This window comes from Bauldia litoralis (genome assembly GCF_900104485.1).
In the GTDB taxonomy this organism is placed as follows: domain Bacteria; phylum Pseudomonadota; class Alphaproteobacteria; order Rhizobiales; family Kaistiaceae; genus Bauldia; species Bauldia litoralis.
The window spans coordinates 123,922-148,275 of sequence record NZ_FMXQ01000001.1 but is presented as its reverse complement, the minus strand read 5'-3'; the positions used below and the strand labels follow the sequence as shown (position 1 = coordinate 148,275).

Here is a 24,354-nt window from a genome sequence, read left to right as displayed (position 1 = left end):
GTCGTCCAACGGGAACAACCACCCGGATCCGACCGGACCTGAAGAGAAGAGACCGGTATCGTTCCGCCCCCCTCCGGTATCGGTTCTCTACCTGCCGGCGGCGCCTCCCCCAGGGCGCCGCCGGCTTGGTTTCCCGGCGGATCTCGCGCCAGCCAACGAAGCGAAACGCCCTGCGATCCGGAATCTCCGCTCTCCCGCCACGGAAAAGTGGATACACTTTTCGCGAAACGCTCTAATCAGGGCTCCCACATCTTTCCGGCGGAGCGGATGGAACTCTACGGTATCGAAACCAACCCCGTACCCGAGGGGGCGGTGGTCGGCGAAGTCATGACCAGCGACGGCGTCAGCCTGCGTTATGCGCGGTGGCGGCCAAGCGGGCGGAAGACGCTCGGGACGGTCTGCCTGTTCCAGGGGCGTGCCGAATGCATTGAGCGCTATTTCGAGACGATCGACGACCTGCGCCGCAAGGGCTTCGCCGTGGCGACCGTCGACTGGCGGGGGCAGGGCGGCTCGGAACGGGTCCTTCGCAACGCGAAGAAGGGGCACGTCGACAGCTTCGACGAGTATGACCGGGACATCGACGCCTTCATGCACCAGGTGGCATTGCCGGACTGTCCGCCGCCGTATTTCGCCCTGGCGCATTCGACGGGCGGGCTGGTGTGCCTGCGCTCCGCCCAGTCCGGCCGCGCCCGTTTCAGCCGCATGGTGCTGGCGGCGCCGCTGATCGCTCTCGGTCGCAAGCGCCCGTCGCCGGGCGTGATCCAGACCGGTACGGCCTTGATGACCGCGATCGGCCTCGGCGAACTCAGCCTGTCGCGCTCGCATAACCGCGCCATCGCGGACAATATCTTCGAGGGCAATCCGTTCACCTCGGATCCGGACCGCTTCGCCCGCAATTCCGCGATCTACAACCAGTTGCCCCAGGTTTCCGTCGGGCCGCCGACCTACGGGTGGCTGCATGCCGCCTGCAAGGCGATGGCCGAGGCGTCCGAGCCCGATTTCGCATCGTCGATCACCGTGCCGACCCTGGTCGTGGTCGGCATGCGCGATGCTGTCGTGTCGGTCAGCGCCGTCGAGGCGCTGGCCGGGGAATTGCGCGCCGGCGCACTGGTGATGCTGCCGGGCGCCAAGCACGAAGTGATGATGGAGCGCGATGGGCTGCGGGAGCAGTTCTGGGCCGCCTTCGACGCCTTCATCCCCGGCTCGTGAGCCGCCTCAGGCGGCCGCGAGCGTCTCCAGCACCTTCTCATGCAGCCGGGGGTCGCCGGTCGCGGCAATCCGCCCGCCGGATGCTGCCGAGCCACCGTCCCACGTCGTGACCCGGCCGCCGGCGCCCTCGATCATCGGGATCAGCGCGACGATGTCGTAGCTCTGCAGCCCCGCCTCGACGACGATATCCGCATGGCCGGAGCCGACCATGCAATAGGCGTAGCAATCGACGCCGTAGCGGGCGAGGCGGACGGCCCGCTCGACCCTCTGATAGTCGGGCAGGTCTGCCTCGGGGAACAGGGAGGGGCTTGTGGTGAACAGCGCGGCCTCCGCCAAGCTATTGCACGGTCGTGTTGCAATTGTGCGAGCGCCACCCGGTCCGGTGTACCAGGCCCGCTTGCCGTCGCCGGCGTAGCGTTCGCCGGTAAAGGGCTGCGCCATCATGCCGAGGACGGGCTTGCCCTGATGGAGCAGACCGATGAGGCAACCCCAGACCGGAAGACCGGTGATGAAGGCGCGGGTGCCGTCGATCGGGTCGAGGACCCAGACGAACTCGGCGTCGGCGCGGTCGCTGCCATATTCCTCACCGACGATCCCGTGGTCGGGGTAGGCCTCGCCGATCAGCTTTCGCATCGCGGCCTCCGCCTCGCGGTCGGCGGCGGTTACCGGGTCGAAGCCGCCGGAGGACTTGTTCTCGACGCTGACCGATGCCCGAAATAGGGGCATGATCGAATCGGAGGCAGTGTCGGCGAGGCGGTCGACGAAGGCCGACAGGCTTTCAACGTCCATCGAAACGCCCGGGCATAGCTGCCATGCGCAAGTTGCAAGTCCTGTTGCTCAAGAGACACACTCCTTCATAACCTATTGATTTCGATCAAATTCTTCGACGGCTTTTCATCGAGGAAAACGGATTTCAGGGCGGGATTGGCGCCGCTTGGCGACAAACCCCAACCCTTCCCTTGATTTACCGCTGGAGATATCTAATTGTTGCAGTGCGGTAGCGATACCGCAATGCCCTCCTTGGGCGTTTCCTCCCTAGACTTAGGCCGTCTCGGAAACGAGCGGCCTTTTTTTTGCCTGATCGCCTGTTCTGGCCTATTCGGCGGCGTCGCGCAGGGACAGCAATCCGGAGCCGACCGCGTCGGCAAGCTTCCTGACGAAAATCGAGAGATCCTCGCAGAGCGGCGTGAAACCCGCCGTGGGCTGCAAGGTGCGCTCGTCCATGTAGAGGCAGCGCTTGATCTCGATCTGCAGGGCATGGACGCCCTGGTTGGGGCGGCCGTAATGCTCGGTGATATGGCCGCCGGCATAGGGCTTGTTGCGACTGACCGAGTAGCCGAGGCGGGTCAGGATCTGCGCCGCCATGTCGGTCAGCTCGACGGCGCAACTGGTGCCGTAGCGATCGCCGATCACGATATCGGGGCGGAGGCGCCCGGTGCCGCCGCGCGCGGCGGAGGGCATCGAGTGGCAATCAACCAGCACCGCCATGCCGAAAGTCGATTGCGTCGTCTGGATGAGGTCGAGCAGGGCCTGGTGGTAGGGCTTGTAGAAGCCTTCGATCCGCGCCAGGGCCTCGCCGACATCGAGGGGGCGGTCGTAGATTTCCTCCCGTTCGGAGACGATGCGGGCGATCGTGCCGAGACCCCCGGCGACGCGCACCGAGCGGATGTTGGCAAAGGCCGGCAGGCTGCCCGCGAACATCTTTGGGTCGAGTTCGTAGGGCTCGCGGTTCACGTCGAGCCATGCGCGGGGAAAATTGGCCCTCAGGAGCGGCGCGCCATGGGCGATCGCCGAGGCGAAGAGATCGTCGACATAGCTGTCCTCCGAGTGCCGGATTGTCCAGGCGTCGAGCCGGGAGGCGGCGAGGAAGGAAGCCGGGTAAGCGCTGCCGCTATGCGGCGAATTGAAAACCAGCGGGACCACCTGCCGCTCCGGCGAGAAGATCTCGAAAGGGGGCTGGGCGGCGGAATCGTTCGGTGTCGGCATAGGCTGCAGTTTCGGGCACCGTCGATGTTGGAGGCGAATGTTGCCAATTTCGGCGGGGCCTGTCCACAGCCGCCAAAGTCCTTGCTTTTCGCCGTTCACGCGATCTTTACTCCGGGACCGCTACGTCGCGTTAGGGAAATCGGAGCCGCACTACCCAATGACGAGAATTCTCCTCGCCGAAGACGATAACGATATGCGCCGCTTTCTGGTCAAGGCGTTGCAGAATGCCGGATATGACGTCGTGTCCTTCGACAACGGCAAGTCCGCCTACGAGCGGATTCAGGAGGAGCCCTTCACGCTGCTCCTCACCGACATCGTGATGCCGGAGATGGACGGGATCGAACTCGCCCGGCGTGCGACCGAACTCGATCCTGATCTGAAGGTCATGTTCATCACCGGCTTCGCCGCGGTGGCGCTCAATCCGGAATCCAACGCACCGCCGGCCGCCAAGGTGCTTTCCAAGCCCTTCCACCTCAAGGACCTGGTCAACGAGGTCGAGAAGCTTCTCGCCGCCTGAACCGGCGGAAAGTCCAGCCGCCTAGCGGCTTCGATCTTGACACGAGCCGGCCTCGACCCTAGGTTCCGGCCACATTTCAGGCCATGCAGGGCATGGTCATCTCGAGTTGGCCAGAGACCCATGAAGATTCGTAACTCCCTCCGTTCGCTGCGCAACCGTCACCGCGCCAACCGGCTCGTTCGGCGGAAAGGGCGCATCTACGTGATCAACAAGTCCAACCCGCGGTTCAAGGCTCGCCAGGGCTGACCGCCGGTTCGGAACGTTTGACACGTTCACATCGGTTTGTTTTGACGATTGACCGCGACCGGCGCTAACGTGCCGGTCATGCGGTTTATTGCGCTTGTTCTCCCGATTGTCCTTCTCCTGCCCGGCCATGGCCATGCCAGCACCGAGGAGGCATTGCCGTTGCCCTCGGTCACCCTCGACGAGGTGAAGGAGCCGGCGGTCGAACTGACCAAGGCCGAGCGAATCGACAAGCTGTTCGAGACGCTGACGACGTCCAAGGACGAGCGCGCCGCCAAGGAGGCCGAACGCTCGATTCTCCGCCTGTGGCTGGAATCGGACAGCGACACCGTCGATCTCCTGATGAACTGGGCGCTCGGCGCCACGCAGGAGCAGCGCTACCCGCGGGCGCTCGACTTCCTCGATCGCGTCATCGTCATGAAGCCGGATTACGCCGAGGGCTGGAACAAGCGGGCGACCGTCCACTTCCTGATGGAAGACTACAGCCGGTCGCTCGCCGATATCGGGCAGGTGCTTGCGCTTGAGCCACGACATTTCGGCGCGCTGAGCGGGTTCGGGATGATCATGCGGGCGCTTGGCGAAGACGAGCGGGCGATGACCGCCTACCGCGAGGCGCTCGCCGTCGATCCCTATCTCGACAATGTTCAGGAAGCGCTCGACGAGCTTGAAGCCAAGGACATCGGCGAGTCGCTCTGACGCCCCGGGAGACCGGTATTAGCTCTTCAGCGAATCGCCGCCGTGGCTGCCGATGAAGGCGATCCGCAGCATGTTGGTCGCGCCCGGCGTTCCGAGCGGCACTCCGGCGGTGACGATGATGCGCTGTCCGGGCGTTGCCTCGAGTTCCGACGAAGCGACCTGGCAGGCCCGGTCGACCATCTCCTCCATCGTGCCGGGTTCCTTGCCGGCGATGCAATGGAGGCCCCAGACGATCGACAGGCGCCGCGCCGTCGACTGGATCGGCGACATGGCGATGATCGGGGTCAACGGGCGTTCGCGGGCGGCACGCACCGCCGTGGCGCCGGAGGCCGTGTAGCAACAGATGGCGGCCAGGTGCAGCGTCTCGGCGATCTGGCGGGCAGCGGCCGAGATCGCGTCGGCGCTGGTCGCCTCGGGCTCGGTGCGCTGGGCGTAGATGATGCTGGGGTAGTTGGGGTCGCGCTCGACCTCGATGGCGATCCTGTCCATCGTTTCCACGGCCTCGACCGGGAACGCGCCCGACGCGGATTCAGCCGACAGCATGATCGCGTCCGCGCCTTCGAAGACGGCCGTCGAAACGTCGGAGACCTCGGCGCGGGTCGGGACCGGCGCCGTGATCATCGACTCGAGCATCTGGGTCGCGACGACGACCGGCTTGCCGGCGCGGCGCGCGGCGCGGGTGATCTGCTTCTGGATGCCGGGCACGCGCTCCAGCGGCATCTCGACACCGAGATCGCCGCGGGCCACCATCAACGCATCCGATTGTTCGATGATCGCGGCCAGCCGTTCCACCGCCTGCGGCTTTTCGATCTTGGCCATGACCAGGGCGCGGCCACGGGCAATCTTCTTGACCTCGGCAAGGTCCTCCGGCCGCTGGACGAAGGAAAGGGCAATCCAGTCGACGCCGGCGTCGAGCGCCGCGTCGAGGTCGGAGCGATCCTTGTCGGTCAGGGCGCTGAAGCCGAGCGTCGAGTCGGGAACGCTGATGCCCTTGCGGTCGGACAGGGCGGTGCCGGCCTCGATGAAGGCGGTCGCCCGGGTCTTGCTGGCCTTGGTCACCCGAAGGCGCACCTTGCCATCGTCGAGAAGCAGGCGATGGCCCGGCTCGATCGCCTCGAAGATCTCGGGATGCGGAAGGTAGACCCGCTTCTGGTTGCCGGGCTTCGGATCGGAATCGAGGACGATGGAGTCGCCCGCAGTCAGCTCGATCTTGCCGTCGGCGAAGGTGCCGATGCGAAGCTTCGGTCCCTGCAGGTCGGCGAGGATGCCGATCGGCCGCGATCCTTCCTCCTCGATCGCGCGGATCGTATTGACCATGCGCCGCAGGGACGGATGGTCGGTATGGCTCATGTTGATCCGGAAGACATCCGCACCAGCGTGGGAAAGAGCCTTGATCTTTGCCTTGTCTGAGGAGGACGGACCGAGAGTCGCGAGAATCTTGACCTTACGCCACCGTCTCATCGACCACCCGTGCCGGTCTCGCCAGGCTCGGTCAGTTGCACCGTCCAGCTTCTCTGTTCGCCAGTGTCGACCTCGAAGAAGCCTGTCCGTTCAAATCCCCGTGCCACGCAGTCCTCGATCCCGTGAATGGTGAACATCTTGTCGCGCGTACACATGGCGGCCTTGCCGCCCCATGTGCCGCCCTGATCATAGTCGATGGCATACACGTAATAGAAGCGCGATACGAGCGGCCCGGCCATCAACGTCTCGCAACTGCTGGCGTCGACGTTCCACCACCCCTCGGTCGTCCAGCGACGGTCTTCCTTGTAGCCGATGGCAATTCCGACACGGCTCGGGGTCTTGTTGCAGAGGCGGAGGCCGCCGGCCCCGCTCTCGGCCGTCAGGCTGCCGGATACGCCCGCGGGCGCCGCGCCGGCCTCAAGCAGCCGAATCTCGGCCGTCCCGCCCTGGCGCAGCATGAAGAACGCACCTGTGGCGACGGCCGCCAACAGAACGATACTGGCGGTCACGACCGCCTTCCGGTGCCATGATTTTGAAGCGTGCAATCGCATCGGGTCGTATTGAGCGAACCGGTTGTCAGGCGTTTCCAGTGACGTTCTTATCGCGCGGCGGGTTTCGCCGTGTCAACGCGTCCACAGTTGATTTCATTGCCGTCTCGCCGAGGTCAGAAATTCGAATCGTCAGTTGATCGCGGCACATGCACAGGCGAAGGCGGCAGCATCAAGGCTGGTGGAGGAGTCCGCGCCACACGATGGCTCATTCCGGCCCGCTCCGTCTGCCGGGCAATCCGACCCCGGACGGCCCGCGCTGCGGCATTCAGGCGTCGCTATCCCGACCGCTCGCTCTGGCACAGGCCGGTCGTCGTCACTACAATCCGTGCATGGACATGATTTCACCCGAGACGGCCGGCGCGGACGTGGCGTCGGAAGCGTATCCGGCGTTTTCGACGATCGAGGGCGATCCGGCGCAGGGGCTCATCCTGCTTTGCGATCACGCCGAGAACCGGCTGCCGGCCGAATACGGGACGCTGGGGCTGCCGCCGGAGGCGTTCGCGCGCCATATCGCCTACGATCCGGGCGCCAGGGCCGTGACCGCCGGGCTCGCCCGACGTCTCGGGGCGCCGGCGGTGTTCACCACCTTCTCGCGCCTGCTGATCGATCCGAACCGCGGCGAGGACGATCCGACGCTGATCATGCGCCTGTCGGACGGCGACATCGTGCCGGGCAATCACCATGTCGATGAGACGGAGAGGGCGCGGCGTCTGGCGCTCTACCATGCGCCGTATCACGCCGAGGTGGAGCGGACGATCGAACGATCGCTGGCTGCCGGCACGGTGCCGGCGCTGGTGTCGATCCACAGCTTCACCCCGGTATGGCGCGGGCGTGGCCGGCCCTGGCAGATCGGCATCCTGTGGGACGCCGACCCGCGGCTTGCCCGACCTTTGGTCGAGGCGCTGGCGGCGGATCCGGACCTGGTCGTCGGCGACAACGAACCGTATTCCGGCGCGCTGATGCGCGACACCATGTATCGCCACGGCACCCGGCGAGGACTGGCCCACGGACTGGTCGAGTTGCGCCAGGACCTGATTTCCGACGATGCCGGCGCCGATCACTGGGCCGAGCGCCTCGCGCCGATCCTGGCGGATATCAACACGATGCCCGACCTGCACGAGATCCGGCACCATGGTTCACGCGCGGGGCCGGTCGAGGCCATCGAGGCGACATGAGAGGGAAGGAGCCGGCCATGGCCGAACAGGATGACGCGACCCGGACGGCGCTTGAAGCGGCGGTCTACCGCCGTCTCGTCGCGCATCTGCGCGAGCGCAGCGACGTCCAGAATATCGACCTGATGAACCTTGCCGGCTTCTGCCGCAATTGCCTGTCCAACTGGTACCGGGAGGCGGCGAAAGCCGAGGGGATCGCGATCGACAAGGACGCGTCGCGCGAGATCGTCTACGGGATGCCCTACGATCAGTGGCGTGCCCAATACCAGCGGGAAGCGACCGACGAACAGCGCGCGGCTTTCGCGCAGAACAAGCCGGATCACTGATCCCCGTTTTCATTGCTGACGGCCTTGACCCGCGGCGCAGGCCGGGGCAATCAGCGTGCCCGACCCGAGCGCAAGAGGAGAGCCGACGCAATGGCCGATACCGGTGGCATCGCAGCAGACCAGATTCGATCCATCATCGAGCGCATCGAGCGGCTTGAGGAAGAGAAGCAGGCCCTGGCTGACGACATCAAGGAAGTCTACGCCGAAGCCAAGGGCAACGGCTTCGACACCAAGGTGCTCCGGCAGATCGTCAGGATCCGCAAGCAGGACAGCGCCGAGCGGCAGGAGCAGGAAGCGCTTCTCGACCTGTATCTTCACGCGCTGGGCATGCTCAGCGAGTAGCCCGCTGACGACGGCGCCGACCGCCCTCAGAGGCGGGGCGCCGCGTTCGCTATCGCATTCCATTATCTTGAGAAAAGCGGGCGGGGCATATCGCGCCGCCCCGAACTCCAACCCTAGCGGGCTGCGAGCACCTTTTCGCCGAAGAGGTCGACGACGCTCGGCGCCTGGTCGGTTCCGGGGGCAAAGCGATCGGTGCGCAGGCCACCGGCATTCGGCGTCAGCTCGAAGGTCGCGGCGAAAGCCGCACCAGGCTTGCCAAGCAGCGACGGGGCGCGGCTGAAATCGGGCATCGTCAGCAGGGCGTAGCGCTTCTCGCGGGTCGAGGGCGTCGCGATCCACAGGCGCAGGCTCTGCGTGTCGAGCTTGGTCAACGTCAATTCTGCCGGCATCAGACGGCCGTAAACCACCGTAACGTTGACCTCGGGGGCAGGAGCAGCCGGCTCGTCCGTGGCGCCGAAAAGGCGGATCGGGCTGGACTGCGGAAGCGGCACGGCGGAGGTGATGATCTCGTCCGGCGCTTCGTCAGGCTCGGAGTCAGCCGCGGCATAGGCGAGCACCGGAGGCACCGGCTGGTCTATCCGGTCATCGTTGCCACGCAGCACGGCGGTGGTGATCGCGTCGGCGCGCAGCGGCCGGCTGAGATCGACGCCGACGTTGACAGTGGCGACAACGGCGGTCGGTGCGATCGGCAACGAAGCAGCCGACTGAGAAACCGGACGCTCGGGCTGCTGACGCTCGAGAAGGGCAGCGATCAGGTCCGGCGGGGCGACCTCGGAACCATCATGGGCGGTTTCGAAGGCAATCACCTGGGCGACGGGGTCGACCGGCTCGACCGCGGCAAAGCGGTCAGCAAACGGCGTTGCGGTCGCGGTCCGCGCGCCCTGCGGCGGGTAGGCGAGAAGCGAAGCGGCTTCGTCGGCCGGCGTGATGTCCTCGGCGACGGCGACGACGGTGACGTCATCGTCGATCCGGTCCGGCGCGATCCGCGGCAGCGGAACATCCTCGGCGGCGACCACGACATCGACGGCCGCAGATCCGACTCCGGAGGTGCTGGCGACGGCGATGCCGCGCGCCTTGCGAACCTTGTAGGCGGCGAGCGCCTGGGCATAGCCGGGAAGCGGCTTGCCGTCGGTGGGGACGTGAAGCGTGTTGCCGTTCGGGAAGACCTTGACCAACTGGCTGCGCGACATCCGCGGCCAATGACGGACGGAGCCGGTGTCCATGTGGACGAAGGGAGACCCGGAACTCGGGTAGAAGCCGACGCCACCGGCCTGCATCTGGAGACCGACTGCGCGGAGTTTCGCAAGATCGACGCCCGGGATGTAGAAATCCATCGCGTTGCCCTGAACGTGCTGGCTGTTCTGGGCCACGCCGCTCGAGCGGCGACGAAGGGCGGCGTTGGTTTCCGGCGCGCGGTAGCCGCAGATAACGGTAATCGGCCGGGTGGCGCCTGTCTTCCGATAAACCTCCCAGAGGATATCGAACAACTGCGGGTCCATCCTGGTGGATTCGTTGCGCCGCCAGTCGCGAAGGAAGCGGTTCATCTTCGCGAGGCCGGCCTTGTCGTAAGCGCCGTCCCGCTTGAAGACGATCGTCGCGCGTTCCTTGGTGTGAGCGTTGTAAAGGCTGAGAGACCGGTCTTCAGCGGACGCGCCGTGCGCGGAAACCGCAAACCCGATCAGCGCTGTCGCGCAGACGCGTGCAAGGAGCCGGCTGACCCGCTGCCCCCACGCACCTCGAACATTCGCCCCGTCGATTACCAAAACCTGTCGCCGTCCCTGTCCGTTGCTGGACCAGTCCCCATCGCAGTGTGCAGCGATAAAAGTTAACGCCGCTTTACCAAAACGGGACGTGCATCATACCCCGCCCCCGTCGAGCCTTGCCTGACTCGATTAGGGTTGAAACGTGGCATTTGAAGGGCGGCTTGGCAACCGGTTTCGGCCGGTTAGCAACGGCAATTTCAGGTTGATCCCAATGCCTTGGCCACACGTGTGTCATGGCCATAGACGTCGTCGCGAAGCTGCAACGTGCCGTCGGCATCCACCCAGGCGGTGAAATAGGTGATGTGAACCGGGATCTTGTCCTTCAGGTTCACCCAGCGTTCGCCGCCGCCGACCATCTTTCGCAGCTTGGTGCCGTCGACGTCCGAGGAGGATGCGAAGAGCGCCTCGCCGAAATCGAAGGGGTTCTGGACACGCACGCAGCCATGGCTGAAGGCCCGTGCGTCGCGGTCGAACAGGCTCTTCGACGGGGTGTCGTGGAGGTAGACGGAATATTTGTTGGGAAACAGATACTTGACCTGACCAAGCGCATTCCGGGAACCCGGCGGCTGCTTGATCTGGATCTTGCTCATGTTGACGTTGCGCCAGTTGATCGAGCGCGGATTGACCGCCCGGAACTTGCCGCGGACGTTGGCATAGACCTTGTAGCCGCCAAGGCCGCTGCCGGCCCGCAGCTTCGGCAGCATTTCGTTGCGGGCGATCGACGCCGGGACGTTCCACACCGGATTGACGACGACATGCTCCATCTCGTCGGAGAAGATGGGTGTCTGGTGGACCGTCTTGCCGACGACGACGCGGGTCGAATGGACGACGACATCGTCCTTCTTGATCTCGACCGTGTAGTCAGGGATGTTCACCCAGACATAGAACTGGCCGAGGTTGCGTGGCATCCAGCGCCAGCGCTCCATGTTGGCGACAATCGTCTCCACATGATCGACCGGGTCGCGATTGAAGGCGGCGATCGTCCGGTTTCCAACGATGCCGTCAGCCCGGAGGCGGGACGACGTCTGGAATGCCTTGATCGCGGCGACCACGTCCTCGTCGTAGACCTGCGGATCCTCGACGTCGGTCGTCACTTCAAGCCTGGCGCGGATCTCGACCACGCGGGGATCGCTCATCCCCGGCTTGATCAGCTTGCCTTCGGCGATTTCGGGCGGGCGTTCCACCGCGTCGCGGTTCCGCTCCTTCGCCAGTTCGGCGCGCAGCAGGCGGAATTCCTTCTGCGGAGGGTTATAGGCGTCCAGCGTTGCCGCCGGGTCGTCTGCCGCCGAGACGAGTCCGAGAATGTCGGCCGCTTCAAGACGGGTCGGCGTGTAGCCGAAATTCGAGCTGACCGACAAGGGCGTCAGGCGGCCGGAATAGGCATGACGGGCGTAATCGACGATCGCCTGGCTCAGCATCAGGTCGACTTCAGCGAGCTTGGCGTTGTCCGCGGCATAGTAGACGCCGACATTATCCCAGGGCAGGGCGTAGGCGTCGGCATCGAGCCCGTCCTCGTCGGCCTGGCTGATGCGATCGATGATCGAACGGGCGGAACCGCTCAGTCTGCCGTTCTCGATCCAGGCGAAAGCAAAGGCCTGGTCCTCGTAGAAGGCAGCGACGGCTTCCGCATCGTCCTTGTGGACCAGCCCGGCATCGACGGCCTCGGCAAGGGCGGCCTGCATCGCAAGCGCCCGTGCGTCGGGTAGGCGGTGGTAGATCGCATAGGGGACAGGCGGTTCGGTCTGCTTGGCCGCGTCGGTGCCGGTCTTCACCGGCGATGCCATGCCCGCACCGGCGAGCATCGTCAGGGCGGCGGCGCCGGCAAGGCCCCGGGACAGGCTACGGAACATCATGAAATGCCTCATCGTTTGCTTGCCGCAGAAAGCGACGCGCCCTGTTGGCAAGAGAAACCAACCGGTGCCGTATTTCAACCGTAATCCATCAAGGTAAAAATGATTTTACCGCTGCGAAAAGCCTATTCCGCGGCGATTCCCGACCCTTCGTCGGCGATGCCGAGTTCCTTCAGCTTGCGGTAGAGGGTCGACCGACCGATGCCGAGCTTGCGCGCGACAACCGTCATCCTGCCTTCGTAGCGCTCAAGAGCGAGGCGAATCATCGCTTCCTCGATCTCGGCCAGCGGGCGCACGTCGCCGCCCGGGTCGAAGGGCTCGAGACCGTTGCCGCCGCCCGGATCCTGATCGGCCGGCGCCTCATCGAGGGTGATCGCCTCTGCCAGACCGGGTACCGACGGTTGCCGGGCCTCCGGGGCCGGCGGGGCGAGGCCGACCAGCGCGGCGATCTGGGGGAATTCTTCCGGGGTCAGCATCGCGCCATCGGCAAGCACGATGGCGCGGAACATCGCGTTCTCGAGCTGGCGGACATTGCCCGGCCAGTCAAAGCGCAGCAGCAGGTCGAGCGCTTCGGCGCTCACGCCGCGGATGCCGGGCTTGCCCTCCTCGGCGGCGAAGCGCGCCGTGAAGTGGCGGACGAGTTCCGGGATATCCTCCCGGCGCTCCCGCAGGAGCGGGACGCGGATCGGGAAGACGTTGAGCCGGTAGTAGAGGTCCTCGCGGAAGGCGCCTTCCTTGACGAGATCGATCAGGCTGCGGTTGGTCGCCGAGATCAGCCGGAAGTCGATCCGGCTCGGGCGTCGGGCGCCGACGGGATCGATCTCGCCATCCTGCAGGGCGCGCAGGAGCTTGACCTGGACGTCGGGCGGCAATTCGCCGACCTCGTCGAGGAAAAGCGTGCCGGAATGCGCCTCGCGGAACTTGCCGGCATGCTTCTCGGCCGCGCCGGTGAAGGCGCCTTTCTCATGGCCGAAGAGAATGCTTTCGACGAGATTGTCGGGGATCGCACCGCAATTGACGGTGACGAAGGGCCTCGACCGCCGCTCGCTGGTTCCCTGGATGGCGCGGGCGATCAACTCCTTGCCGACACCGGATTCGCCTTCGATCAGGATCGGGATCTGGGAAGCGGCGGCGCGTTCGCCCAGCCGGATGACCCGATCCATCGCCGGGCTTCGCGTGATGATGTCGCGAAAGGTCAACGTGCCATTGGCGGCGCGCTTGACCCGGGCAAGCTCGCCCTCGAGCGCGCCGAGCTTCAGCGCATTCTCGATCGAGACCTGGAGCCTCTCGGGCGAAACCGGCTTGACCACGAAGTCGATGGCGCCGGCACGCATTGCATTGACCACCGTATCAATTCCCCCATGGGCGGTCTGGACGATCACCGGCGTCAGGCGACCCGTTTCGCGCAATTTCGCCAGCACCGCCATGCCGTCGAGATCGGGCATCACGAGGTCGAGAACGATCAGAGCAATGCTGTCGCCGTCGGCCGCCGCGATGCGCGCGAGCGCTTCTCCGCCTCCGGCGACGACGATCGGCCGGTAGCCGAATCGTTCGATCGCCGCGGAGAGGAGCCGACGCTGTACCGGGTCGTCATCGACGACAAGGATGGATACGGTCATGTCCACGCAATGATCCGGCTGCGCGGTTAACTTGGTGCTAACCGGCAAACTGAACGGTGCACATCCTCTCCAAAGATGCGATTGGCGATTGCGCGACCGCATTGTTGCCGTGAACGATCGGTGCCGCATTCGGCGAATCGGCGGCGTCATCGGGACGGTTGATTGCAGCCGCCATGATGCCCACTATCCTGCCACCGTCCTCAACACAGCGATCCAGACATGGCCTCTTCCGATCCGTTCGCCACGCCCGCCACCGATGCGCCCTATGGCGAATTGCCGGAATGGAATCTCGGCGACCTCTATCCATCGCCCGATTCCCCTGAACTGAAGGCCGACCTCAAACGGGCGGAGGCGGACTCGACCGCGTTCGAGGAGCGCTACAAGGGTAAGCTGCAGGGCCTTGCGACCGGTGAGAAGGCGGGCGCGGACCTTGCCAAGGCGGTGGCCGCCTTCGAGGCGCTGGAGGACCTCCTGGGGCGGATCATCTCCTATGCGGGGCTGCTGCATGCCGGCGATACCAGCGACCCGGCGCGGTCGAAATTCTTCGGCGATGTCCAGGAGAAGATCACGACGGCAAGCTCGCACCTCCTGTTCTTCCAGCTCGAACTGAACCGGATCGAGGATACGGTGCTTGAGACGGCGATGGCTGAGCCAGCGCTCGGTCACTACCGGCCCTGGCTGGAAGATATCCGCCGCGACAAGCCCTACGAACTGGAGGATCGCGTCGAGCAGCTCTTCCACGAGAAGTCGGTCACCGGGCGCGGCGCGTGGAACCGGCTCTTCGACGAGACGATGGCGAGCCTGCGCTTCGAGGTCGATGGCGAGACGCTGGCGATCGAGCCGACGCTGAATCTCCTGCAGGACGCCAATGGCGACAAGCGCAAGGCGGCGGCCGAGGCGCTGGCGAAGACCTTCAAGGCCAACCTCCGGCTCTTCACTCACATCACCAACACGCTGGCCAAGGACAAGGAAATCTCCGACCGCTGGCGCGGCTTCAGCGACGTCGCGGCGTCGCGGCACCTGGCCAACCGCGTCGAGCCGGAAGTCGTCGATGCGCTGGTCGATGCGGTGCGGAATGCCTATCCGCGCCTCTCTCACCGCTACTATGCGCTGAAGGCGAAGTGGTTCGGCCAGGACCATCTCGATCACTGGGACCGCAACGCGCCGCTGCCAAAGGTGCCGAGCAAGACGATCCGGTTCGATGAGGCGCGGACGACGGTGCTGGGCGCCTACGGGCTGTTCTCACCGGACATGGCGAACATCGCCCGCCGCTTCTTCGACGACCGCTGGATCGACGCGCCGGTGCGGCCGGGCAAGGCGCCGGGGGCGTTTTCGCATCCGACGGTGCCGAGCGCCCATCCCTATGTGCTGCTCAACTACCAGGGCAAGGTGCGGGACGTGATGACGCTCGCCCACGAACTCGGCCACGGCGTCCACCAGGTGCTTGCCGCGCCGCAGGGCGCGCTGATGGCGTCGACGCCGTTGACCATGGCCGAGACGGCCAGCGTCTTCGGCGAGATGCTGACCTTCAAGTCGCTGCTCGTCGAAACGACGGAACCGGCCCAGCGGAAGGCGATGCTGGCCGCCAAGGTCGAGGACATGATCAACACGGTGGTTCGCCAGATCGCCTTCTACAGCTTCGAGCGCGAAGTCCATATCAAGCGCGCCGAGGGCGAACTGACGGCCGAGGACCTCGGCGAGATCTGGATGAAGGTGCAGGCCGAGAGCCTTGGGCCGGCGATCCGGCTGCAGCCGGGCTACGAAGTGTTCTGGAGCTACATCCCGCACTTCATCCATGCGCCCTTCTATGTCTACGCCTATGCCTTCGGCGACTGCCTGGTGAACTCGCTCTACGCGGTCTACGAGGAATCGGCGTCGGGCTTCCAGGACAAGTATCTCGCCATGCTCAAGGCCGGCGGCTCCAAGCACCACAAGGAGTTGCTGGCGCCCTTCGGGCTGGACGCGAGCGATCCGGGCTTCTGGGACAAGGGGCTCGGCGTCATCGACCGTCTGATCGGCGAACTCGAGGCGATGGAAGACGAGGGCGACAGCGGCTAGGCTGCCGTCGTTCAAATCGGGGAGACGCGAACCGTGCCTGTGCTGTTTTTCATCCTGCTGATCATTCTCATCGCCACGGTGGGATTCTGGAAGACGCTCGGCGCGATCGTCGGCGCCGTGGCGATGGTCGTGCTGCTCGTCATCCTGATCGCCGCGGTCGCCGCGATCGGCGGCATCATCGCGGTCAAGCGCCTGCGCTGACGACCGGGAAACCGTCTCGCTTCATGCACCGGCCCGACGCGAAAATGTCCTGAGCGACGGCACAAAAAGGCCGGCGCCAGGGCGCCGGCCAAGAATGTCGGAGGCTGCGGAGAACCGCGGCCGCTGATTGCTACAGGTCGAAGTCGTCGGCCTTCAGCTTGTTGACGTCGACCAGCAGGATAAACTCCGGCGCCTTGTCGTTGTCGGTGTTGCCTTTCAGCTTGCCGTTCTTGAAGCTCAGCTCGCCCTTGCCGGTCGGTTTGTCTTCGCCGACATACTTGAAGGCATTGTCACCGCCGCCCTTCTTGGCGTCGATCTCGCTGAGGTCGATGATGTCGCCTTCCTTGCGGTTGAAGTCGCCGATCATGTCGCGATCGGCCTTCTTCTTGCCGATCTCCTCGACCGAATTGAAGTGGAAGACGTCCGGCCCGTTGCCGCCAAACAGATCGTCCTGGCCGAGGCCGCCGTAGATATCGTCCTCGCCGCCGCCGCCGTAGATCTCGTCGTCGCCGTCGCCGCCGTAGATCTCGTCGTCGCCTTTGCCGCCGTACATCTCGTCGTCGCCGTCACCGGCATTGGCGGTCTCGAGGTCGCCGCGCATCTGGTCGTTGCCAGTGCCGCCTTCCATGTAGTCGTTGCCGGTGCCGCCTTGCATCTGGTCATCGCCGGCACCGCCATACATTTCGTCGTCGCCGGGGTCGTCTTCTTCGTCAAGGATCGACGGCGTTCCGTCCAGGGCTGCGCCGATCTTGTCGTTGCCGTCGCCGCCGAACAGGTGGTCATTTCCGGTACCGCCCTGCACCTGGTCTTCGCCGCGGCCGCCTTCGACCACGTCATCGTTCGACCCGCCCTGGAGAAGGTCATTGGCTTCGCCGCCATACAGGTAGTCGTTGCCGGCTGCGCCCTTCAGGGTGTCGTTTCCGCCCATACCATAGGACGTGTCGGATGCACCCGTTCCGCTGTTCGAGTTGGCTGCTTCTGTGCCTACATAGAGTGCCATTTCGGGGTTCCTTCCTCTGTCCGACTGGTGGTGTACAAGTCGTGGAACCGACCTCTAGTGGAATGCTCACCTACCCGCTGTTATCCACCTCACACCCCGTGACATCACCACGCCACATTCCTGTTGGCGATCGCGGAACCGGCCGGCAATACCGTCGGCGGGCGCCGGATTCGCGACATTCTGTGGGTGGAAGAAACGTGTTGCGGCGGTCACACCCGGACGAAACTAGGCGGGTCCGAAGGCGAGAACCGCATTGAGCCCGCCGAAGGCGAACGAGTTCGAAAGGGCAGCGCGGACTGGCATGGCGCGAGCGGTGTTGGGCACGATGTCGAGGTCGCAGTCCGGGTCTGGCTCCTGGTAATTCGCCGTCGGTGGAACGACCTGCGACTGCAGCGTCAGGGCCGTGGCAATGGCCTCGAAAGCGCCCGCAACGCCGAGGCCATGGCCGAGGACTCCCTTATTCGACGAGACGGCGAGACGATCGGCATCGGGGCCGAAAACACCGCGGATGGCCTGCGTTTCCGTGGCGTCATTGAGCCGGGTGCCTGTACCATGGGCGTTGACATAGTCGATGTCGGCGACGTCGGCCCCGGCATCGCGCAGCGCCGCGCGCATGGCGCGTTCCGCGCCGTCGCGATCGGGCGCGATCGCGTCATTCGCGTCGGCGCTCATTCCGAACCCGCGGACCTCTGCGATGATTCTCGCGCCGCGCGCCGCGGCATGATCCCAGTCCTCCAAAACGAGCACGGCCGCTCCCTCACCGAGAACGAGGCCCGAGCGATTGCGGGAGAATGGCCGGCAAAGATCGTCGCTGAGGACGCGGAGCGATTGCCAGGCGATGATCGTTCCGACGGTCAGGCAGGCTTCGGACGCGCCAACGATGGCCAGCGGCGCCATGCCGGAACGGATCATCTGGAAGCCGAGGCCGATGGCGTGGGCGCCCGAGGCGCAGGCGGAGACGATCGCGAAGGCCGGGCCCCTCGTGCCGATGTCGATCGACACCTGGCTTGCCGCCGCGTTGTCCATCCCCCTGGGGACGGAGAACGGATGGATTTTCCGCGCGTCCTCGGCATAGACGCGCCGGAAGGAGTCGTCGAGCGTGTGCATGCCTCCGGCGCCGGTGCCGATGATCGTTGCGGTCCGGAGTGCCAATTCCTCGTCGATCGCGATTCCGGAATGCGCAACCGCCGCCCGCGCCGCGACCACGGCAAACTGCGAAAACCGGTCGAGAAGCGACATCTTCCGCGCGGCGAAATGATCGGCCGGGTCGAAATCCTGTACCTGTGCGGCCTGCGCGGTGTTCAGCCGGCTGGTGTCGATGCCGGTGATCGGGCGGATACCGGATCGCGCTTCGACAAGGGCCGACCAGAACTCCTCAATGGTGTTGCCAACCGGCGAGACGACGCCGACGCCGGTGATTGCAACCCGCTTCAAGCGGCTTCTCTTTCGGCGACCAGACGGTCGATGATCCGCGCGACATCCTGAACCGTGTCGAGCGACTCGCCGGGCGCCTTCGAATTCAGCGGGACATCGACCTTGAATTCCACTTCGAGGGCATAGACGACCTCGATCAGGTCGAGCGAGTCACCGAGATTCTCCAGCCGTGTTTCCGGGCGCACATCGTCCGAAGGCCGCTCCAGTTGCTCCGCGATGATCTTCTGAACTCTTCCCAAAGTGTCCACAATCAGACCTCCTTGGCGGCATCATCCCGTCGGCGTGGCCGGTCGTGACATCCGATATCAGGACCGGAGGCGACCTTCGTCGTTGCGTCTGACCTTTGCAAGGTGCCTAGGACCGTCATCGCGAGAAATACCAGCGAAGGGTTGGCCGCGCTGTGACCTTCGTCGCAAGCCCTCATCCAGCGTTTGGCGGTCGCCGCGAGGCTCTGTTAAATTTCGCCAACACGGCCGTGCATAGCCCCGGATCGGAGACAGAGATGACGGACGCTGCCGAGAAAGCTCATCCGCTTCGGACACGAGTATTCGATAACCGGGCGATGGCTCTCGGGCTCGCGGTGGAATACCTGATGAAGAAGCCGGCCTTCGCGCGGCTGCCCTTCGGCCACTGGTCCCGGGTGCTCACCGGCCAGATCAGGCGCGGTCACTATTTCTTCGTCATTCGCGGCAGCGAGGTTGTCGGCTTTTGTGGCTGGGCGATCATGACCGAGTCCGAAGCGGAAGCCTGGGTGACCGGCGGCCCCGCCGCGACCGAGGTCTCCGGGTCGGCGGGGGATTGTGGCGTCATCAATGCGTGGTCCGCCGAGACGGACGAGGTCAACCAGTTCCTCCTGGCCGAGGTCGTCAGTCGCGGCAAGGGCGTGCGGACCCTCTACGCCAAACGTGAATATGCCGACGGGCGTTCGCGGCCCCTCCGCCTCAACATCAAGAAATACGAGGCGGGCGTCGCGGGCGGCGAAACGCCGGTAGGGGCCTAGCCTCCGCCGGGCGGACCTTGCGCATGCGACACTCGCGGGCCTTCTCTCCGCCGTGATGCCTGCCTAGATATCGCTTATGGACGACGCGCCCGATCCCGAGAAGAACCGTCTTTCCCGTCGCGTGACGCGCTATGCTCGCGTTGGCGCCAATGTCGGCGGGGTGGCGGCGAAGATGGCCGGGGCGCGCCTGTTCGGTCGCGACCTCTCCGATCAGCGCAACGCCGCCGAACTGATGGCGGCGCTTGGCGGCCTCAAGGGGCCGCTGATGAAGCTGGCCCAACTCCTGTCGACCGTGCCGGACCTGCTGCCGCCCGAATATGCCGCCGAACTTCAGAAACTCCAGGCATCGGCGCCGCCGATGGGGCCGGCCTTCGTCAAGCGTCGGATGAAGGCGGAACTCGGGCCCGACTGGAAGCAGTGCTTCGGGTCCTTCGACGAGACGCCATCGGCCGCGGCCTCGCTTGGCCAGGTGCACCGGGCGACCGATCACGACGGGCGGGCGCTCGCCTGCAAACTCCAGTATCCCGACATGCAGTCGGCGGTCGAAGCCGACCTCGGTCAGCTCGGCGTGGTGTTCGCGCTGCAGCGCCGTTTCAATCCGGAGATCGACACGACGGAGATCGCCAAGGAACTGTCCGAGCGCCTGCGCGAGGAACTCGACTACCGCCGCGAGGCGAGCAATGCGTTGCTCTACGGCCAGGCGCTGGCCGCCGAGCCGATGATCCGGGTGCCGGAGATGGTGCCGGAGCTATCGACCGGGCGGCTGTTGACGATGGGCTGGCTCGACGGCGCGCCACTGCTGTCGTTTCTCGATCACGATCTTGAGGACAGGAACCGGATCGCGGAGGCGATGTTCCGGGCATGGTGGCACCCCTTCGCCACCCACGGCATCATCCACGGCGATCCGCATCTCGGCAATTACAGCGTCTTCGAGGAGGGCGGCCGGCCCGAGGGGATCAACCTTCTCGACTATGGCTGCATCCGGATCTTCACGCCGCGCTTCGTCAGCGGCGTGGTCGAGCTCTATCACGGCTTCCTCGACGACGATCGCGACCGCGTTATCGAGGCCTATCGGCGCTGGGGGTTCACCGGCCTCAGCAACGAGCAGATCGATGTTCTCAACATCTGGGCCCGCTTCATCTATGCCCCGCTGATCGATGACCGGGTGCGGACGATCGCCGATGGTGTCGACCCGCATGCCTATGGCCGTCGCGAGGCGTGGAAGGTCAAGCAGGGCTTGAAGGCGGGGCCGCCGATCAGGGTGCCGCGCGAATTCGTGCTGATGGATCGCGCCGCGATCGGCCTCGGCTCGGTGATGCTCCATCTCAAGGCGGAGCTGAATTTTCATCGTCTCTTCGCCGAGGCGGTCGACGCCTTCGACGAGGCGAAGCTTGCCAAGCGGCAAGCCGCCGCGCTGAAGGCGGCGGGGCTGGCGGACAAATCCTGAGCCCGGTCTACGGGCGGCCGAATATTCGGGCCGCTTCGCGTGTTAGGTATCCCGACGCCAGTCTTCCGGGAGGCCTGCCGATGCGACCCTTCATCCCCGCCCTTGTCCCTGTCTATGCCGCGCTGTCCGAGCCGGTCTACGCGCTGACCCGGCTGACGGCCGGGGCGTTTCTCGTGCCGCACGGGTTGTGGAAGCTCTTCGGTATCACCGGCAGCCAGGAAGAGATGATCGCCTTCTTCCAGGCGATCGGGCTTGAGCCGGCCGTGCCGCTGATGCTTGCCGTCGGGATCGTCGAGGTGGTGGGCGGCGCCTGTATTGCGGTCGGCCTTCTCACCCGGCCGGCGGCGCTGGCGGCGGCGGCCACCACGGCGACGGCGGCGCTCTACGTTCACCTGCCGCTTGGCTTCTATGTCGAACCGGGCGGCGTCGAATTCTCGGCGTTGTGGGCGGTCATCCTGCTGATGATCGCCGTGCGCGGGGGAGGGCGCCTCTGCGTCGATGCGTGGATTGGCCGGGAGTTCTGAGAGCCGTCGCCGCGGCTAGTCCGGACCGGGAAAGGGGCCGACGAAGCGCCTGCCGTGCTCGATCTGGAAGACGTTGGAGTTGAGCGCGGCGATCCACTGCTTGCCCTCCGTCGTCAGTTCCAGGTAGCCGAGAGCCGTGCCGATATAGGGCCGGACATGGCTCCAGAAGAACTCCGGATACTTGTCGATGAGGTCGGCGGGATTGTCGTAGCCGAGTTCCTTCGCCGTGCCGGTCTCGACGAATTCGAGAAAAAGCGCGTTGATCTTCCGGTGGTAATACGGGTCGGCCATCTGGCCGATGAGGTCGGCGGCCCGGACCAGCGCGCCCTCGGTATCGGTCGCCGCATAGAGCTCGCCCTCGGGGACGGGGAAACGAGTCATCTCGATCGCAGCGCCGATCCGCTTTGCCTCGACATAGGGGGAGGAGCCGAAGCGCTCCTGTGCGTAGAGCTTGCCGCGGTCGATATGCCAGGGCGCCAGGAAGGCGTCGGAGGCGCCACGCGGCGGCGTGACGGTTTCTCCCGCTTCGTTGATCACCTGGGTGCTGGTGGTGTCGCCGCGACAGATGCCGCGGACGAAGCCGATGTCGTGGACGAGGCAGGCACAGGTGTAATGTAGCCAGTCTTCCGGGGTGAGCGCCTCGGAAAGCAGGCGGCCGCGAATGATCTGCTGGCCGACCTGGGTCACCATCATCGTATGCTCGATGTTGTGGTAGAGGGCGTCCGAGTTACCGATCCGCTCGAGGACGAGCCGGGCAGCGCCGCCGAGATAGGTGGCGTATTCGGGGCTTCGGTAGGAGAAATACTCGTGGTAGTGCCCGGCGAGGTAGTCGCCGTAGTGCTCGGCCAGAATCGAGATCGGGTTCAGCATGCCGGGATCTCCTAGGAGGTCGTTCCGCCATCCAGTTGCCGGCGGATGCTACTCCTGTGCGCGGCGCGCGGTCTGCACAATTTTGCTGCAGGGACGGATTTTCCCTTGGTCAAACGCGATGCGACGCCATACACGATTGTCGCTGGCCGCGGTTTTGCTATAAAGCCCGCCTTTCAGGGCTCGCAAGGGAGATAGCGACGATGGCAGAGCATGGCGCCGCCGAAATCGGAACCGCAACCGGCACCGACTATGCCGATCACCTCCGCACATATGAAGGTTTCGTCCAACTGTCGAAGTGGGGATCGATTTTCGTCGTCATCGTCCTCATCCTGATGGCCTTTTTCTTGCTTTGATCGAGACGGGCAGGCAGGTCAGCCGACCCTTCGTCAGGGCGGGTTTGCCGGCGGGCCCGATCAGGTCGATGCACGCAGTCTGCAGTCCAGATAGGATCCGGAATCGCCCATGAAAATCGCCGTGCCGACGGAAACCGACAAGACCGAACCACGGGTCGCCGCGACTCCGGAAACGGTGAAGAAGTTCATCGCTCTCGGCGCGGAGGTGACGGTCCAGGCCGGTGCCGGGGCCGGATCGCGGATCACGGATGCGGATTACGAGGGGGCGGGCGCGACGATTGCCAAGACCGCGCCGCCGATGCTCAAGGCGGCGGATATCGTCCTGAAGGTGCGTCGTCCCAGCGCCACGGAGGTCAAGAACCTTGTGTCGGGCGCCATCCTGGTCGGGGCGCTCGATCCCTTCGGCAATGACGAGGACGTCAAGGCACTCGCCGAAAGCGGTATCGACGCCTTCACCATGGAATTCATGCCGCGCATCACCCGCGCCCAGAGCATGGACGTGCTGTCGAGCCAGGCGAACCTCGCCGGTTACCAGTCGATCATCGACGCAGCGTCGAATTTCGGTCGCGCCTTCCCGATGATGATGACGGCGGCCGGCACGGTGCCGGCGGCGCGGGTCTTCGTGATGGGCGCCGGCGTTGCCGGGCTCCAGGCGATTGCCACGGCGCGCCGGCTCGGCGCGGTGGTCACGGCGACCGACGTGCGGCCGGCGGCGAAGGAGCAGGTCGAGTCGCTCGGCGCCAAGTTCATCGCGGTCGAGGATGACGAGTTCAGGCAGGCAGAGACCTCCGGCGGCTACGCCAAGGAGATGTCGAAGGAATACCAAGCGAAACAGGCCGACCTGATCGCCGCGCATATCGCCAAGCAGGACGTCGTGGTGACGACCGCGTTGATCCCCGGCCGCCCGGCGCCGAAGCTGGTTTCCAAGGCGATGGTCGCGGCGATGAAACCCGGATCGGTTCTCGTCGATCTCGCGGTCGAGCGCGGCGGCAATGTCGAGGGCGCCAAGCCCGGCGAGGTCGTCGATGTCGACGGGGTCAAGATCGTCGGCTACCTCAACGTCGCCGGCCGCATCGCGGCCAGCGCATCGGCGCTCTACGCCCGCAACCTCTACGCCTTCGTCGAGACGATGATCGACAAGGAGAAGAAGGCGCTGGCGATTGACTGGGACGACGAACTGATCAAGGCGACGAACCTGACCCGGGACGGCAAGGTCGTCCACCCGGCCTTTGCCGAAAAGGGAGGTGAATGATGGCATCGATGACCCCCGAACAGGCGGCTGCGGCGGCGCAGGCGGCGGCAGACAGCGCAAAGTCGGCGTCGGAAACGGCGGTCGAGGCGGCAACCGCGGCCCAGGGCTATGCCGACCAGGCCGCCGAGGCGATCGGCGGTGCGGTCCATGCCGCGACCGGCGGGGCGATCGACCCCTTCGTCTTCCGGCTGGCGATCTTCGTGCTGGCGATCTTCGTGGGTTACTACGTCGTCTGGTCGGTGACCCCGGCGCTGCACACGCCGCTGATGTCGGTCACCAACGCGATCTCGTCGGTGATCGTCGTCGGCGCGCTTCTGGCGGTCGGGGTCAGCGCCGCCGACGCGGTGTCGAGCGGCAGCTGGTTGTCCAAGGCCTTCGGTTTCCTCGCGCTGGTTTTCGCCTCGGTAAACATCTTCGGCGGCTTCCTCGTCACCCAGCGGATGCTGGCCATGTACAAGAAGAAAGAGAGAGCGTGAGCTC

Annotated in this window: 27 protein-coding genes; 15 read left to right on the top strand and 12 right to left on the bottom strand. The window is 65.3% G+C overall.

Features of this window, described 5'->3' with window-relative positions; translation table 11 throughout:
* Positions 1–267: 267 nt before the first annotated feature.
* Positions 268–1,209, top strand: a complete 942-nt coding sequence (locus BLT60_RS00765) for an alpha/beta hydrolase (RefSeq protein ID WP_090874313.1) — start codon at positions 268–270, stop codon at positions 1,207–1,209.
* 6 nt (positions 1,210–1,215) lie between these two features.
* Here the strand turns inward: BLT60_RS00765 and hisN are convergent, their stop codons facing one another.
* Positions 1,216–1,998, bottom strand: a complete 783-nt coding sequence (gene hisN, locus BLT60_RS00760; protein WP_090874312.1) for a histidinol-phosphatase — start codon at positions 1,996–1,998, stop codon at positions 1,216–1,218.
* 306 nt (positions 1,999–2,304) lie between these two features.
* Positions 2,305–3,195, bottom strand: coding sequence for an N-formylglutamate amidohydrolase (locus BLT60_RS00755; RefSeq protein WP_090874311.1), 891 nt, complete (start codon positions 3,193–3,195; stop codon positions 2,305–2,307).
* Between the two features lie 157 nt (positions 3,196–3,352).
* Here BLT60_RS00755 and cpdR point away from each other — a divergent pair, with 157 nt between their 5' ends.
* From cpdR to BLT60_RS00740, 3 genes are all read left to right on the top strand, one after another.
* Positions 3,353–3,712: a cell cycle two-component system response regulator CpdR gene (gene cpdR, locus BLT60_RS00750; RefSeq protein ID WP_090874310.1), complete on the top strand. Its 360-nt coding sequence runs from the start codon at positions 3,353–3,355 to the stop codon at positions 3,710–3,712.
* Between the two features lie 120 nt (positions 3,713–3,832).
* Positions 3,833–3,958, top strand: coding sequence for a type B 50S ribosomal protein L36 (gene ykgO / locus BLT60_RS00745; protein WP_090874309.1), 126 nt, complete (start codon positions 3,833–3,835; stop codon positions 3,956–3,958).
* Positions 3,959–4,036: 78 nt separating this feature from the next.
* Complete coding sequence (locus BLT60_RS00740) at positions 4,037–4,651, top strand: hypothetical protein (RefSeq protein WP_090874308.1); 615 nt, start codon at positions 4,037–4,039, stop codon at positions 4,649–4,651.
* An 18-nt stretch (positions 4,652–4,669) separates the two neighbouring features.
* Here the strand turns inward: BLT60_RS00740 and pyk are convergent, their stop codons facing one another.
* Together pyk and BLT60_RS00730 are read right to left on the bottom strand one after the other, a co-directional pair.
* The gene (pyk, locus tag BLT60_RS00735; protein ID WP_090874307.1) at positions 4,670–6,112 is read right to left on the bottom strand and encodes a pyruvate kinase; all 1,443 of its coding nucleotides are present in this window, start codon (positions 6,110–6,112) and stop codon (positions 4,670–4,672) included.
* Positions 6,109–6,570, bottom strand: a complete 462-nt coding sequence (locus tag BLT60_RS00730; protein WP_090874889.1) for a DUF1036 domain-containing protein — start codon at positions 6,568–6,570, stop codon at positions 6,109–6,111. Before BLT60_RS00730 ends, pyk begins: the two co-directional genes overlap by 4 nt.
* A gap of 428 nt (positions 6,571–6,998) precedes the next feature.
* Here BLT60_RS00730 and BLT60_RS00725 point away from each other — a divergent pair, with 428 nt between their 5' ends.
* The 3 genes from BLT60_RS00725 (at position 6,999) to BLT60_RS00715 (ending at position 8,503) form a co-directional block, all read left to right on the top strand.
* Entirely contained in the window at positions 6,999–7,838 is an 840-nt protein-coding gene (locus tag BLT60_RS00725; RefSeq protein ID WP_210185531.1) for an N-formylglutamate amidohydrolase, read from the top strand.
* Between the two features lie 17 nt (positions 7,839–7,855).
* Positions 7,856–8,161, top strand: coding sequence for a DUF1244 domain-containing protein (locus BLT60_RS00720; protein WP_090874305.1), 306 nt, complete (start codon positions 7,856–7,858; stop codon positions 8,159–8,161).
* Between the two features lie 90 nt (positions 8,162–8,251).
* Positions 8,252–8,503, top strand: a complete 252-nt coding sequence (locus BLT60_RS00715; RefSeq protein WP_090874304.1) for a DUF2312 domain-containing protein — start codon at positions 8,252–8,254, stop codon at positions 8,501–8,503.
* Between the two features lie 113 nt (positions 8,504–8,616).
* On the opposite strand, the gene mepK is transcribed toward BLT60_RS00715, so the two are convergent.
* The 4 genes from mepK to BLT60_RS24255 form a co-directional block, all read right to left on the bottom strand.
* Positions 8,617–10,185: a peptidoglycan L,D-endopeptidase MepK gene (gene mepK / locus BLT60_RS25020; RefSeq protein ID WP_483073128.1), complete on the bottom strand. Its 1,569-nt coding sequence runs from the start codon at positions 10,183–10,185 to the stop codon at positions 8,617–8,619.
* Positions 10,186–10,463: 278 nt separating this feature from the next.
* A complete protein-coding gene (locus BLT60_RS00705; RefSeq protein ID WP_175478228.1) occupies positions 10,464–12,119 on the bottom strand; it encodes a L,D-transpeptidase family protein in 1,656 nt (551 codons plus the stop codon).
* 122 nt (positions 12,120–12,241) lie between these two features.
* Positions 12,242–13,735, bottom strand: coding sequence for a sigma-54-dependent transcriptional regulator (locus tag BLT60_RS00700; RefSeq protein ID WP_090874301.1), 1,494 nt, complete (start codon positions 13,733–13,735; stop codon positions 12,242–12,244).
* A gap of 37 nt (positions 13,736–13,772) precedes the next feature.
* Complete coding sequence (locus tag BLT60_RS24255) at positions 13,773–13,910, bottom strand: hypothetical protein (protein ID WP_175478227.1); 138 nt, start codon at positions 13,908–13,910, stop codon at positions 13,773–13,775.
* A 44-nt stretch (positions 13,911–13,954) separates the two neighbouring features.
* On the opposite strand from BLT60_RS24255, the gene BLT60_RS00695 reads away from it, so the two are divergent.
* On the top strand, positions 13,955–15,793 hold the full coding sequence (locus tag BLT60_RS00695; protein WP_090874300.1) for a M3 family oligoendopeptidase: 1,839 nt from the start codon (positions 13,955–13,957) through the stop codon (positions 15,791–15,793).
* Positions 15,794–15,826: 33 nt separating this feature from the next.
* The gene (locus tag BLT60_RS24250; RefSeq protein ID WP_175478226.1) at positions 15,827–15,994 is read left to right on the top strand and encodes a hypothetical protein; all 168 of its coding nucleotides are present in this window, start codon (positions 15,827–15,829) and stop codon (positions 15,992–15,994) included.
* Positions 15,995–16,124: 130 nt separating this feature from the next.
* Here BLT60_RS24250 and BLT60_RS00690 read toward each other — a convergent pair whose 3' ends face one another.
* From BLT60_RS00690 to BLT60_RS00680, 3 genes are all read right to left on the bottom strand, one after another.
* Entirely contained in the window at positions 16,125–16,994 is an 870-nt protein-coding gene (locus tag BLT60_RS00690; protein WP_090874299.1) for a calcium-binding protein, read from the bottom strand.
* 225 nt (positions 16,995–17,219) lie between these two features.
* Complete coding sequence (locus BLT60_RS00685) at positions 17,220–18,428, bottom strand: beta-ketoacyl-[acyl-carrier-protein] synthase family protein (RefSeq protein ID WP_090874298.1); 1,209 nt, start codon at positions 18,426–18,428, stop codon at positions 17,220–17,222.
* On the bottom strand, positions 18,425–18,676 hold the full coding sequence (locus BLT60_RS00680) for a phosphopantetheine-binding protein (RefSeq protein WP_175478225.1): 252 nt from the start codon (positions 18,674–18,676) through the stop codon (positions 18,425–18,427). Before BLT60_RS00680 ends, BLT60_RS00685 begins: the two co-directional genes overlap by 4 nt.
* Before the next feature lie 314 nt (positions 18,677–18,990).
* On the opposite strand from BLT60_RS00680, the gene BLT60_RS00675 reads away from it, so the two are divergent.
* The 3 genes from BLT60_RS00675 to BLT60_RS00665 all read left to right on the top strand — a co-directional run bounded on the left by BLT60_RS00675 (position 18,991) and on the right by BLT60_RS00665 (position 21,399).
* The gene (locus BLT60_RS00675) at positions 18,991–19,428 is read left to right on the top strand and encodes a hypothetical protein (RefSeq protein ID WP_090874296.1); all 438 of its coding nucleotides are present in this window, start codon (positions 18,991–18,993) and stop codon (positions 19,426–19,428) included.
* A gap of 76 nt (positions 19,429–19,504) precedes the next feature.
* Positions 19,505–20,875, top strand: a complete 1,371-nt coding sequence (locus BLT60_RS00670) for an ABC1 kinase family protein (protein ID WP_090874295.1) — start codon at positions 19,505–19,507, stop codon at positions 20,873–20,875.
* An 80-nt stretch (positions 20,876–20,955) separates the two neighbouring features.
* Positions 20,956–21,399 carry a DoxX family protein gene (locus tag BLT60_RS00665; protein ID WP_090874294.1) on the top strand — a complete coding sequence of 148 codons (444 nt, stop codon included), beginning with the start codon at positions 20,956–20,958 and terminating at the stop codon, positions 21,397–21,399.
* A 15-nt stretch (positions 21,400–21,414) separates the two neighbouring features.
* On the opposite strand, the gene BLT60_RS00660 is transcribed toward BLT60_RS00665, so the two are convergent.
* Positions 21,415–22,269 carry a metal-dependent phosphohydrolase gene (locus BLT60_RS00660; RefSeq protein ID WP_090874293.1) on the bottom strand — a complete coding sequence of 285 codons (855 nt, stop codon included), beginning with the start codon at positions 22,267–22,269 and terminating at the stop codon, positions 21,415–21,417.
* Positions 22,270–22,469: 200 nt separating this feature from the next.
* Between BLT60_RS00660 and BLT60_RS00655 the strand changes: the two genes are divergently transcribed.
* The 3 genes from BLT60_RS00655 to BLT60_RS00645 all read left to right on the top strand — a co-directional run bounded on the left by BLT60_RS00655 (position 22,470) and on the right by BLT60_RS00645 (position 24,350).
* Positions 22,470–22,622, top strand: coding sequence for an aa3-type cytochrome c oxidase subunit IV (locus BLT60_RS00655; RefSeq protein WP_090874292.1), 153 nt, complete (start codon positions 22,470–22,472; stop codon positions 22,620–22,622).
* A 109-nt stretch (positions 22,623–22,731) separates the two neighbouring features.
* On the top strand, positions 22,732–23,874 hold the full coding sequence (locus BLT60_RS00650) for a Re/Si-specific NAD(P)(+) transhydrogenase subunit alpha (RefSeq protein WP_090874291.1): 1,143 nt from the start codon (positions 22,732–22,734) through the stop codon (positions 23,872–23,874).
* Positions 23,874–24,350 (top strand): NAD(P) transhydrogenase subunit alpha part 2, encoded by a 477-nt coding sequence (locus BLT60_RS00645; RefSeq protein WP_090874290.1) that lies wholly within the window; start codon positions 23,874–23,876, stop codon positions 24,348–24,350. Before BLT60_RS00650 ends, BLT60_RS00645 begins: the two co-directional genes overlap by 1 nt.
* Positions 24,351–24,354 lie beyond the last annotated feature (4 nt).

Excerpts from the sequence above, each read along its gene's own strand:
- BLT60_RS00700 (WP_090874301.1), bottom strand. The coding sequence starts at position 13,735 with ATGACCGTATCCATCCTTGTCGTCGATGACGACCCGGTACAGCGTCGG.
- BLT60_RS00730 (WP_090874889.1), bottom strand. The coding sequence starts at position 6,570 with ATGCTGCGCCAGGGCGGGACGGCCGAGATTCGGCTGCTTGAGGCCGGC.
- BLT60_RS00740 (WP_090874308.1), top strand. The coding sequence starts at position 4,037 with ATGCGGTTTATTGCGCTTGTTCTCCCGATTGTCCTTCTCCTGCCCGGC.
- BLT60_RS00690 (WP_090874299.1), bottom strand. The coding sequence starts at position 16,994 with ATGGCACTCTATGTAGGCACAGAAGCAGCCAACTCGAACAGCGGAACG.
- BLT60_RS00765 (WP_090874313.1), top strand. The coding sequence starts at position 268 with ATGGAACTCTACGGTATCGAAACCAACCCCGTACCCGAGGGGGCGGTG.
- BLT60_RS00755 (WP_090874311.1), bottom strand. The coding sequence starts at position 3,195 with ATGCCGACACCGAACGATTCCGCCGCCCAGCCCCCTTTCGAGATCTTC.
- BLT60_RS00660 (WP_090874293.1), bottom strand. The coding sequence starts at position 22,269 with ATGCTGAACCCGATCTCGATTCTGGCCGAGCACTACGGCGACTACCTC.
- BLT60_RS00705 (WP_175478228.1), bottom strand. The coding sequence starts at position 12,119 with ATGATGTTCCGTAGCCTGTCCCGGGGCCTTGCCGGCGCCGCCGCCCTG.
- BLT60_RS00670 (WP_090874295.1), top strand. The coding sequence starts at position 19,505 with ATGGACGACGCGCCCGATCCCGAGAAGAACCGTCTTTCCCGTCGCGTG.
- BLT60_RS24255 (WP_175478227.1), bottom strand. The coding sequence starts at position 13,910 with ATGGCGGCTGCAATCAACCGTCCCGATGACGCCGCCGATTCGCCGAAT.
- pyk (WP_090874307.1), bottom strand. The coding sequence starts at position 6,112 with ATGAGACGGTGGCGTAAGGTCAAGATTCTCGCGACTCTCGGTCCGTCC.
- cpdR (WP_090874310.1), top strand. The coding sequence starts at position 3,353 with ATGACGAGAATTCTCCTCGCCGAAGACGATAACGATATGCGCCGCTTT.
- BLT60_RS00675 (WP_090874296.1), top strand. The coding sequence starts at position 18,991 with ATGGCTCTCGGGCTCGCGGTGGAATACCTGATGAAGAAGCCGGCCTTC.
- BLT60_RS00715 (WP_090874304.1), top strand. The coding sequence starts at position 8,252 with ATGGCCGATACCGGTGGCATCGCAGCAGACCAGATTCGATCCATCATC.
- hisN (WP_090874312.1), bottom strand. The coding sequence starts at position 1,998 with ATGGACGTTGAAAGCCTGTCGGCCTTCGTCGACCGCCTCGCCGACACT.
- ykgO (WP_090874309.1), top strand. The coding sequence starts at position 3,833 with ATGAAGATTCGTAACTCCCTCCGTTCGCTGCGCAACCGTCACCGCGCC.
- BLT60_RS00655 (WP_090874292.1), top strand. The coding sequence starts at position 22,470 with ATGGCAGAGCATGGCGCCGCCGAAATCGGAACCGCAACCGGCACCGAC.
- BLT60_RS00720 (WP_090874305.1), top strand. The coding sequence starts at position 7,856 with ATGGCCGAACAGGATGACGCGACCCGGACGGCGCTTGAAGCGGCGGTC.
- BLT60_RS00725 (WP_210185531.1), top strand. The coding sequence starts at position 6,999 with ATGATTTCACCCGAGACGGCCGGCGCGGACGTGGCGTCGGAAGCGTAT.
- BLT60_RS00650 (WP_090874291.1), top strand. The coding sequence starts at position 22,732 with ATGAAAATCGCCGTGCCGACGGAAACCGACAAGACCGAACCACGGGTC.
- BLT60_RS00665 (WP_090874294.1), top strand. The coding sequence starts at position 20,956 with ATGCGACCCTTCATCCCCGCCCTTGTCCCTGTCTATGCCGCGCTGTCC.
- BLT60_RS00695 (WP_090874300.1), top strand. The coding sequence starts at position 13,955 with ATGGCCTCTTCCGATCCGTTCGCCACGCCCGCCACCGATGCGCCCTAT.
- BLT60_RS00645 (WP_090874290.1), top strand. The coding sequence starts at position 23,874 with ATGGCATCGATGACCCCCGAACAGGCGGCTGCGGCGGCGCAGGCGGCG.